Source organism: Klebsiella sp. X1-16S-Nf21, from assembly GCF_002837615.1.
GTDB classification, from domain to species: domain Bacteria; phylum Pseudomonadota; class Gammaproteobacteria; order Enterobacterales; family Enterobacteriaceae; genus Klebsiella; species Klebsiella variicola.
This window is the reverse complement of sequence record NZ_PJDK01000016.1, coordinates 76,941-87,361: the sequence shown is the minus strand read 5'-3', so window position 1 is coordinate 87,361 and position 10,421 is coordinate 76,941. Positions and strand designations below refer to the sequence as shown.

Below are 10,421 nucleotides of genomic sequence, written 5' to 3'. Positions count from 1 at the left end.
CTACTGTATGGGATGTCCGGTTAAAAGGCCGGGCATCGCCGGTTCTGCCGGGCAGGAACAACGGGTGTCTACTGTACGCGACAACTCACGCACCAGGTAGGTGCTGAAGGCAATGGTCTACTGTATGCGATGTCCGGTTAAATGGCCGGACATCGCCGGTTCTGCCGGGCAGGAACAACGGGTGTCTACTGGATGCGACAACCCACACACCGGGTAGGTTCTGAAAGGCAATGGTCTACTGTATGCGATGTCCGGTTAAATGGCCGGACATCGCCGGTTCTGCCGGGCAGGAACAACGGGTGTCTACTGTATGCGACAATCAACGCACCGGGTAGGAGCTGAAGGCAATGGTCTATTGTATGCGATGTCCGGTTAAATGGCCGGGCATCACCGGTTCTGCCGGGTGGGAACTACTGGTGTCTACTGTATGCGACAATCAACGCACCGGGTAGGTGCTGAAGGCAATGGTCTACTGTATGCGATGTCCGGTTAAATGGCCGGGCATCACCGGTTGGGAACTACTGGTGTCTATTGTATGCGACAACTCACGCACCAGGTAGGTGTTGAAGGCAATGGTCTACTGTATGCGATGTCCGGTTAAAAGGCCGGGCATCGCCCGTTATGCCAGGCAGGAACAACGGGTGTCTACAGGATGCGACAACTCACGTACCAGGTAGGTGCTGAAGACAATGGTCTACTGTATGCGATGTCCGGTTAAAAGGCCGGGCATCGCCCGTTATCACAGGTATGAACAACGAGTGTCTACTGTAGGCGACAACCCACGTACCGGGTAGTTGCTGACAGGTAATGGTCTACTGTATGCGATGTCCGGTTAAATAGCCGGGCATCACCGGTTATGCCGGGCAGGAACAACGGGTGTCTACTGTAGGCGACAATCAACGCACCGGGTGGGAGCTGAAGGCAATGGTCTATTGTATGCGATGTCCGGTTAAATGGCCGAGCATCGCCGGGTATGCACCAATAGGGTCTACTGTATGCGAGAGTCGACATATAACCCATGTTAGGTGTCTACTGTGTGAGGCAACCTGTGAAGCCTCGTGGGTAAAGGTCTACTGTACTCGATGGTTAACGATCACTTACTGACCATGGATATAGCTCCAGTGGTCTGTATTATTCTGCCGTCCGAGAGTGATATGAGTACGCAGTCCAAGAACCATCAGAAGATTACACTGACTATTTTAACTATAAGAAACTGAATTATATAACTATTAATCAACCTCAATAGAGATGCTGGATATGTTTCCAGAAACCTAAAATTACAAAAATTGACAGTTGCTACATATTTGTATGAGTTTTAAACTATCTCTGCAACACACGGAAAAATGTTTCATTATGGGAATAAAAAATGAACAAAAGTACAATTGCATTGATGATGGCCATGCTTTCAGGTACTGCTTATGCTGACTCTACGCAGTTAACGCCAAATTTCTCACCGGAAAGTGTAACTGTATCTACCTCCGCCGGGATGTTAAGCGGTAAATCTCATGAAATGGTTTATGATACTGGTACAGGAAGAAAGGTCAGCCAGCTGGACTGGAAGATCAAGAATGTTGCCATTTTAAAAGGCGACATTTCCTGGGATGCATATTCGTTTCTGACACTGAATGCACGAGGCTGGACATCCCTGGCTTCCGGGGCTGGTCATATGGACGACTATGACTGGATGAACGATAATCAATCGGGATGGACTGACCACTCATCCCACCCCAGCACGAACGTCAACTATGCCAATGAATTCGATCTGAACGCAAAAGGCTGGGTTTTCCAGAATGAAAACTATAAAGCGGGTGTAATGGCTGGTTATCAGGAGACTCGATTCAGCTGGACTGCAACCGGTGGTTCCTATAACTACGATAATGGTGCATATACTGGAGAATTCCCTGCTGGTGAACGTGGAATTGGCTATAGCCAGCGGTTTTCCATGCCGTACATTGGCCTTGTAGGTCAGTATCGTATTAATGATTTTGAGTTCAATGCATTGTTTAAATTCAGTGACTGGGTTCGGGCGCACGATAACGATGAGCACTACATGCGGGATTTAACTTTCCGTGAGAAGACGACCAGTTCACGTTACTATGGCACTTCAATTGATGCCGGATATTACGTAACTCCGAACGCCAAAGTATTTGCTGAGTTCACCTACAGTAAATATGAGGAGGCTAAGGGAGGGACTCAGATTATTGATACTAACAGTGGCGAGTCCGCCTCCATTGGGGGAGATGCCGCCGGGATATCAAATAAAAACTATACGATTACAGCGGGCCTGCAATATCGATTCTAAGTAAAAAAGCTTGATTAGGATGATTTGTTCCATTTCATTCGTTACCTAATCATGACACATGCCATATTTAATGCCAGAGTAACAGCTCTGGCATTGAAAGATTTCATAAATTAAAAGTCAGGCATACCCGTCAAGCGTAGAAGATGAAATCCACATAAAAAACAGAACCATAGTATGATGCAGCACCATATCATCCATCAAGATTTCGGAGGATATAAGAACAGAATTTATTAAGATATGGAAATATCGAGGTTCCTGTATTTTCTGTCTACTACAGTAGACCACCGGGAAAAGAGATAACATGTATACGCCCGGATTTCAGAAATCGGATTAACTGAATACCATAACACAAAAGCGATAATTCAAAAGAGACAGCCGCATGCACTAAATCAGATCGGTTTCCTGGTTTTTGTTTAACCTGATACTTAATGCTAATGTATGCGTACATTAGCTTTGGCTGAGGACAAGATTCGTGAGAGCTGAAACGAAAGAAGCTATGCGGATGTTTTTGGGGGGACGTTGCTACACGGCTAAACAACTCGAGAAGGACTATCTCTCTGAAGTGGCAGGTTACAGCGACGACCGCTGGGAAGCGCCGCAAAGAGCTGCCCGGCTGGCGGCAGCGGTAAAACGCTACAAAACCTCTGAGATGCTGCGTTTTATTTTTGCCACCATCGAGTATGATCCCGACCCGGATCTGACCCCGCTTGCCGTGAGGCGGCTGTGTCAGGCCTTGTTCGGCAGAACCGGTAGCCAGTGGCTTATAGTGGAAATTTTCGGGGTGAAGGGACGGCAGCACCGCAGCGATGACAGCACTCCGGAGGCCGTTGAAAAAATGGCAACCAGATATCGTCACGCCGCAGGGCTGCACTGGGCGGCAACTCTGGCGGAAATTGAGCGGGTAAAGCGCAACTATCAGACCCAGGTTAAGGCATCCAGTAAGGGAGAAGGGTAAATAACATAAATTTAAGGCTAATGTACGCATACATTAGCATTAAGATAAAATGGCTATACCACCAGTTTTTGTATCCAGATGGCTTACTGACATGTTTCCTTGCACGGTAATTCAGGTCTGAATGCGACAGGGGCCTACAGCACAGAACGGGATTGAGAACTGGAATGCGCTGGTCTGTTTTGCACCAGCGCTACGGGGTTTTTTATACCACACACAGGTTTCAGCTGGTGGGCATCACGGCAGCTACCTGAGCTTACTGTAGTGTTTTTGCCCAGCCCGATACTGTTTTATTGCAGCCTGTTGGCAGGCTACAGAGTCAGCCGGGGCGATGTCTGGATTTTCTTTCAGTGCGTCAATTGTGGCCTGCACCATGCCCTTGTCCAAACCCCATGTGGGGGAGGAGGGATTATTGGCTTCTAAAGGGACTTTCAGTTCCAGTACATCTCGTTTAGCACACGTTTTATTTGCCTGGTAAGTAAGGTCTGGGTCTGCAAGGATTTTAGCGGATACACCAAAACTCGCCAAAACCAGACACAGGGTGATACTTGTCGTTCGCATGTTTTATCCTTATTAATCGTCACTGATAATCAGAGTGGTCTGGGATGCTTCTTTCTCCACGCCATCCACATTCTGTGTTCTGTCCTGATGTTTCCTTCAGAAGTTACTTTATTGTGCTTCGTGGTCGGTGGAGAGGCTAAAACGCTTTCAAGCGTTTCACCAGCATCGAATCGCGCGTACAGCTTGTAATCGGCGGCATTCGTGTTTGTCGGCTCACATTTGCCATGGCTCATTTTTATCATCCTTTGCGATAAGAACTTAACTCTGCCAGGTACCAGCTGCTGGCGCCATAAACGAATTTTTACTTCCGGTGGTAAATCACCTCAGGCATCGTCATCCCGGAGTTCCAGGTTTTAATACGTAGTGAAGGTCTTGCTCAATACTCGCCGGACGGAATTATTCTTCATCACCGGCAGGGGCTGCAGTGCTGGTATGCACTTTATAGCAGTCCACCCGGCGGGACAATTCATGAAAGCTGGTGGGATCGGACCATCACACTCAAAACGTAAGACAACATGCCTTATAGTCCTGCAAAGCCTTTGCTCCGGAGTGCCACGCTCTGCGTGGGTCGCGACTGTGCACATTTTCGGCATATTCTTTTTTTCTTTTTTTTTATTTTTTCTCTTTTTTTCGTCCGCGCGGCGGGGGCCGGGTCGGGCACGTTGAAGGTCAAGACCCTTAAGGGTATGTTGTCTTACGTCTGCTCTTTTGCTACCTGGAACGCTTGCCGGCGATCAGAATGGAGAGAATGGCCAACACGGTAAGACGGCATTCTTTCCCACCGACTGGTCAGAGGTATCGCATACAGTAGACATCCCCCGGGCGCGCAGCATTCAGAACCAGTGACATCCTCCCCGGATCATCGACCGCAGGGGGAAGTAATAATGTAGGGTATGGATGGCTAACCCCTTGATAGGGTACTAACTAAGAAACGGGGGAGCTATATTGGTCAGTATCCCCCAGGAGGAAGGAAAGACTAAGAATGCTGCTCTATACGAAGTTGTTAGCTAAACTGCCTAATAGCGTTTAGGAAATGATTTACCACTGAAGATGGTAAGCAGTTATTGAACAGCCATGACAGCGCATAACTCTCTCCATTTTCCGACCTTTGCAAAACGACTATCCCGGTAATCAGCACCAACGTAAAACCAGATATTTGTCGATTCAAAGTCCGCCCGATCACGCTCCAGGACTGACGCCAATTTATAATCGTCAGGAATTTCAAGGTCGAAGGTTTGCTGTGGTTTTCTCATGACTTAATCTCTGTCAGGTTCTACTTGGGCTTGAGCTCACAAATCAGTGTACCGATCCAGTAAAATTTAACCAGCAAATGCATCCATGACCTTCGAAAGTTAATCTCATCCGAACACTAATGCCGAAGTACGAACCCTGTACTACCCGGTAAAGTGAGCAGACCGGCGAATCATTTCAGATGCGTGTAGTACCCTGACACATCATCGACGCCGTTAAAGCCCTTAGTGCCATAATCGTAAGTCTAGTGTAGCAATTTTACATATGCGGCCTATAATTGTGTATACAACTGCTACACGTGAGGTATTTATGAAACCAGACATTCGTGAGGCTCCGATAAACATCCGGGCGAAAACATCTCAACGCGATCTTATCGACATGGCCGCAAATCTTGTATCTAAATCACGTACTGATTTTATGCTGGAAGTGGCCTGCCGCGAAGCGCAGGACATCTTGTTGGATCAGCGCTTGTTTCTGCTGGATGATAAACAGTTTAACGCGTTTGTCGAAGAGCTTGACGCCCCTATGACCCCAGAGCGTCAGGCGCGTATTGATAACCTGATGAGCCGCAAATCGCCATGGGAATGAGGCCTCCGGAACCTCTTACCCCTGAACACAACATTGCTGAGTTTTGTTGTCAGGATCAGGTTCTTTCTAAGTGGTTGAAGAAAAAGGCGCTGAAGAACCACAGAACGGGCATTTCAAGAGTTTTCGTCGTCTGTGCTGAAAACACGAATAGGGTAATTGCGTACTACTGTTTGGCATCCGGAAGCGTGCACAGAAACACCGTACCTGGAGCATACCGTCGTAATGCACCAGAGGCTTTACCGGTCATTGTTCTGGGAAGGCTTGCGGTTGACGCTGCCTGGGCAGGAAAAGGGCTAGGAGCTGCGCTGCTTAAGGATGCGATATACCGAACAGAACATATTGCAATACAGGTTGGTGTTAGGGCGCTTCTTGTTCACGCCTTAAATGATGAAGTTAGGGAATTTTTCACAAAGTTTGGATTCGAGCCCTCCATTGCCAATGCGCTGACATTATTATTTCCGATCAAAACATGAAAATGTGCAAACAATCAGGGAAAGGAGTGTAATCGGTATGACAATTTTAGTGACGCTACAGGCTCAGCTCATTGTGGGAGAAGCACAGGTGATAAAAAGCCTGGCACCTGAGGGGATGCTGGCGGCTGTATTTGAAGACGACGGCCGGACCGGGTATTTCTATGCCCTCGATGAGTCCGTAGAAGGAAACCCGATTCTTGATGCAGTGCATATCTACAATGTTGAGGATATATCAGACGCCCACATTCCTTCTGACGTTAAAATCGGCTGGTCTGAAGACAGTCAGAAGTGCGTGCTCCTTATCAACGGATATCCGCATGCAGCGTTCGATTTCGTGGGGAAAAACGGGTACTGCAGAAGCGGATACCCACCCCCGATTAACAAGGTTTGGTCTGTGTCCGGCCATGAGTGGAGCGATTCGGTGGATGACTTTTTCCGGTGAGTTACGGTGGGCTTAACGCCTGCCGTTTTCTTTATCCATCGTGAAAATGTCGCCCTGAAGAGACCGGACGATTTCATGGACCTACAAATGATAAAGCAGGTATCCAAATGCCCGCTTCTCGCTCATAGCTGACAATCTATACAACCACAGTTACGAAAACAGGTTGCAGGTGAAGGTGGGATCTTCTTTAGACGTGAGTAAGTTAACGGCCGGAAGGCAACGAAGCTGATAACAAATCGAGTTTATTTAGGGATAACAGCGTACCAGAATGCTGACGTGTAACGTGAAGTCACAGCAAAGAGTTAACAGACTCAATTGATTTTTAAGGAGAGGAAATGAAGCTTTTTGATTATCTGAAGATGGAGTTTCCTGGCCTTACGCCTGAAGATACCAAAGTCCACCTTGCACAAATTAATGATTATAAAGAGGATCCGTTGGTTAAATTCCGTGCAGAGACTTTTGATGAATGGCAGTGCTGGCAGAAGCGACTGGAGTTTAACCGAAGATATGTCGTTTCACTGATTAGGATCCCGGGGACGGAAACCTGGCTATTTGCGGGAGCATTTCAGCAGACAGGCAATGCGGGAAAGAAAGCCTATCCTGGTCGTGAGGAACTGTATTATCAATACCTCCTTGAGAAAATTCCTGAGACTGAAGAATACGCAGGAAGGATGTATATCAGCTTTAAAAATACGGCCCGCAACTTCATTCGCCTCGGTGAAAGTATTCAGAGCGAACTGGTTATCAGCTCAATCACCCCGGTACGTCTGACCTTCGGCGAGTTTCCCGGCTACCGCAACGTTGTGCTGGACCGGAACAGCATCGGCGCTATCCTCAGACTTAATCTCCAATCCTGGCGCACCGCGCTTTCCGTGGTTAAAGGCATATATGTATTAACCGATCGGGACGGTGGAAAACTTTACGTTGGAAAAGCCGATGGAATCGATGGGATATGGGGCCGATGGGAATATTATTTTGGTTCCGGACATGGCGGCAATGTAGGGCTTAAGGAAGCTTTCGGCACATGCGATGAAAATCGACTGCAGAATATTACTTTCTCGATCCTTGAAGTCATGGATCTTAATGCCGAAAAAGGTGAAATTGACCGTCGCGAAACTCACTGGAAACAAATACTGCTCTCGCGGGAGTTCGGCTATAACCGAAACTAATCAAGCCTATACAAGCACGCTGAACTGCTCCCCATTGATTAGGACCAGGCATCAAGGGGAGCAATTGCGCACTCTTTTTTGCAGACCTTAGTCGTTGCTGTGGGTTGCTATGTGGAAGAAACGGACGTCACTACTCTCTCGGTCAGCCTGTATTCATTTGCCCAACTAACACAACATCCTGCTGGCTGGAACCCCATATTCAAACCTGAGGTGAAAGCAGAATCCCTGCCGAAAGGGATTGTTAAAATTGTAAAGGAATGACGAGAAACTAACGGTAAATCTGGCTTTAAAAGGCTTAAGGGAAAGTGCAGGCTAAGACAGTGAACCCGCGCTTGTAAGAGCCCAGTAATGAACTCACCAGAGCCAGCGTCGTCTGGCTGTTTGCCAGGAACCCTGCCAGAGGTCAAAACGCTTCAGTCGTTCGAGTTAGCTTAGCACGGCATCTTCCCCCTGAGATGAAAGGGTGTGCTCAGAAATTGCGAGACCAAAAAGGCCTTCTGCCACAGGGAAAACTTCGCATTCTGATATCAGATCCCCCAGCTCTTTCTCTATCTTCTGATAATCTGCTTTTACAATTAACTGGATTCCCATCAGCGTGTAAACTCAACAATGGCTACCTGCTGAAGCGCCTGGCTAACCCGGGTCAGAACCGCGTCAGAGACTGATTGCCCTCTGATATCATAGACAACTCTACAGCTTCGAATGTTAGGTGGAAGGTGTGACAGCCCGTAAGAGATTCTGCCAAGATTAAATGCAATACTCAGTTGTATAGATTCGCTGGATTCCAGGCTGTGGTTAGCAACCAGAAGAATCTCGCCTCGTTCTTCATTTACAAATTCTGGTGTAAACACCGTACCTCCCTCTCATGACCTACGAAAGTTACTTTTTTCTGAACATTCATAGTTAAATATGTCCGCTCTACTAACCGGTATAAGCTACTTTTTACCACAGTGCTGATATTGAGGCTTCAGATATTCTTCTTCTTCAGGCTTGTGAACCATTTGAGGTGCGATCTAAAGACCAGTTTCGCGTTTACCTTACACCATCGTATACAGTAGACAATTTCACAGTTTTAACAACACTCGCACCTATGGCATTATCTACTCAAGTCCACACATAGGTAAGCTGTCATGTCTATTTCTATCAAAGCAACAACCAACACGCGTACGGGGATCAGGGGAGTACAACGATACGGGACTATGTATCGATGGCGTGTAGATACGGTAAGATTCAGAAGCCTTACTGGACAAGACCCAACGCTACCATTCATTGCCCTTCTTAAAGACCGAAAATCGGGGTGTATCGATTCTGTAGGATTTACAACGATAGAAGAGGCTGCTGATGACCTTTGCAGCTTTTTAAATGCCATGACAGGGGACATATTTGGGTACCGGTGACCATTTTCAAAACATGACTAATTAATAGGAAACACTAAACGGGCGTAGATGCAACGAAATATGTAACGAGTAATCGCCGATGAGTGCTGACAGGTAACGGAAAGCAGGGAATGGCTGGCGTTGCTGGCGTGGGTACCATCTTCTTTAGATATCGTCTCGATTACTTTAATTTGAGAGCAAGTTAGGTTATCGCTAAAATTCTGGGCTAACTTATTTATTTAAAAAGGAAATTCAGGGCGTGGCAAAGTTTTTTTTTAGCTTAAGGTTACAGGAAGCAATCTCTTCAATACCTGTCATGAAGATGCTTGTTGAGCAGGCAGAAGCGAATATATCCCGTGCACTAATTGATGCTGATAAGCCAGAAGCCGTTGAGTCTGGGGAATTTCCGGATGAACAACATCATGAAGATGGTCGAATTACAACGTTTCCAAGTACTTACTATTCATGCGGTTCGTGCTTTGGCTATGATGAAGATGAAGTTAGGTCTGAATACAAACATCTGATCGCGCAGCTGACCCGCCGCTCCGTATTTCTTACCATTTTTGGTCTGTTCGAACACCGTATGGTTGATTGCCTCGCACTAATGGACGACCTTTCAAGCAAGACCACAGACAAAACGCGCAAGACCATTGAAGATTGCCACAAGCGTCTCAAACGCAACTTCGGCGGTAAAAGCATCAAGGATGTCGATCACCTGGCTGTTATCCGAAACATCATGGCTCATAGCGATGGTGTTGCAGAAGATTATAAGACTCTTTCCTGTAAAAAAACAAAAAAAACTGAATATGAAAAACGTCTCCTGCGTGCTATTCCTCGTGCGATGGCTGAGAACGCCGGTGTGTCAATTAACATGTTTAATGACATACTTATGGATGATCGGTTTCTGATGTATGCCGTCGGTGAATTTGAGCGCTATGTTAATGAACTGAACACTGCAGTTCGCACTTATCAAAGCAGGTTGACCTGAAGGAACCGTCTGCTTATACGCTCAGTTATGATGTAAAGTAAGCAATTCACAGTCTGGATATTCTTTTAACGGAGTTATTATATATAAGTTGCAGACTACTCGCTAAATTTGGTGATAAAGGTGCAATTAACTCAGGTAAAATGATCCCTCGTGTAGGCTGAGTTATTGGTGAGGCTTTTGATGGAGTTTCAACCAATCTTGTTGGTAATATAGCGAGGAAGCCCTTCATTGAAGGAAATATAATCAATGATGTCTAAAGATGGTCTGAGTATGTCGAATACTGAATTGAAAAATTAGTATACCCCTAATGTTGCGTTTC

At 46.6% G+C, this 10,421-nt stretch carries 9 protein-coding genes; 8 read left to right on the top strand and 1 reads right to left on the bottom strand.

Going from position 1 to position 10,421, the window contains the following annotated elements:
* The first annotated feature begins 1,366 nt into the window (after positions 1 to 1,366).
* Both kop and CW267_RS10005 read left to right on the top strand, forming a co-directional pair.
* On the top strand, positions 1,367 to 2,302 hold the full coding sequence (gene kop / locus CW267_RS10010; protein ID WP_004026564.1) for an omptin family outer membrane protease Kop: 936 nt from the start codon (positions 1,367 to 1,369) through the stop codon (positions 2,300 to 2,302).
* A 472-nt stretch (positions 2,303 to 2,774) separates the two neighbouring features.
* The gene (locus tag CW267_RS10005) at positions 2,775 to 3,257 is read left to right on the top strand and encodes a hypothetical protein (protein WP_206053251.1); all 483 of its coding nucleotides are present in this window, start codon (positions 2,775 to 2,777) and stop codon (positions 3,255 to 3,257) included.
* 243 nt (positions 3,258 to 3,500) lie between these two features.
* Here CW267_RS10005 and CW267_RS10000 read toward each other — a convergent pair whose 3' ends face one another.
* Positions 3,501 to 3,815, bottom strand: a complete 315-nt coding sequence (locus tag CW267_RS10000) for a hypothetical protein (RefSeq protein ID WP_023288299.1) — start codon at positions 3,813 to 3,815, stop codon at positions 3,501 to 3,503.
* A 1,560-nt stretch (positions 3,816 to 5,375) separates the two neighbouring features.
* Here CW267_RS10000 and CW267_RS09980 point away from each other — a divergent pair.
* From CW267_RS09980 to CW267_RS09945, 6 genes are all read left to right on the top strand, one after another.
* A complete protein-coding gene (locus CW267_RS09980; protein ID WP_100781744.1) occupies positions 5,376 to 5,654 on the top strand; it encodes a DUF1778 domain-containing protein in 279 nt (92 codons plus the stop codon).
* Positions 5,645 to 6,127, top strand: coding sequence for a GNAT family N-acetyltransferase (locus CW267_RS09975; protein WP_100781743.1), 483 nt, complete (start codon positions 5,645 to 5,647; stop codon positions 6,125 to 6,127). Before CW267_RS09980 ends, CW267_RS09975 begins: the two co-directional genes overlap by 10 nt.
* Before the next feature lie 37 nt (positions 6,128 to 6,164).
* On the top strand, positions 6,165 to 6,569 hold the full coding sequence (locus CW267_RS09970; protein WP_004210282.1) for a DUF2251 domain-containing protein: 405 nt from the start codon (positions 6,165 to 6,167) through the stop codon (positions 6,567 to 6,569).
* Between the two features lie 335 nt (positions 6,570 to 6,904).
* Entirely contained in the window at positions 6,905 to 7,738 is an 834-nt protein-coding gene (locus tag CW267_RS09965) for a GIY-YIG nuclease family protein (RefSeq protein WP_100781742.1), read from the top strand.
* Positions 7,739 to 7,837: 99 nt separating this feature from the next.
* Positions 7,838 to 7,999: a bacteriocin immunity protein gene (locus CW267_RS09960; protein ID WP_223367960.1), complete on the top strand. Its 162-nt coding sequence runs from the start codon at positions 7,838 to 7,840 to the stop codon at positions 7,997 to 7,999.
* Between the two features lie 1,374 nt (positions 8,000 to 9,373).
* On the top strand, positions 9,374 to 10,102 hold the full coding sequence (locus CW267_RS09945; protein WP_012540055.1) for a hypothetical protein: 729 nt from the start codon (positions 9,374 to 9,376) through the stop codon (positions 10,100 to 10,102).
* Positions 10,103 to 10,421 lie beyond the last annotated feature (319 nt).

Bases quoted from the DNA above. Each gene is read 5' to 3' on its own strand.
- CW267_RS10000 (WP_023288299.1), bottom strand. From the start codon at position 3,815: ATGCGAACGACAAGTATCACCCTGTGTCTGGTTTTGGCGAGTTTTGGT.
- CW267_RS09970 (WP_004210282.1), top strand. From the start codon at position 6,165: ATGACAATTTTAGTGACGCTACAGGCTCAGCTCATTGTGGGAGAAGCA.
- CW267_RS09975 (WP_100781743.1), top strand. From the start codon at position 5,645: ATGGGAATGAGGCCTCCGGAACCTCTTACCCCTGAACACAACATTGCT.
- kop (WP_004026564.1), top strand. From the start codon at position 1,367: ATGAACAAAAGTACAATTGCATTGATGATGGCCATGCTTTCAGGTACT.
- CW267_RS09965 (WP_100781742.1), top strand. From the start codon at position 6,905: ATGAAGCTTTTTGATTATCTGAAGATGGAGTTTCCTGGCCTTACGCCT.
- CW267_RS09980 (WP_100781744.1), top strand. From the start codon at position 5,376: ATGAAACCAGACATTCGTGAGGCTCCGATAAACATCCGGGCGAAAACA.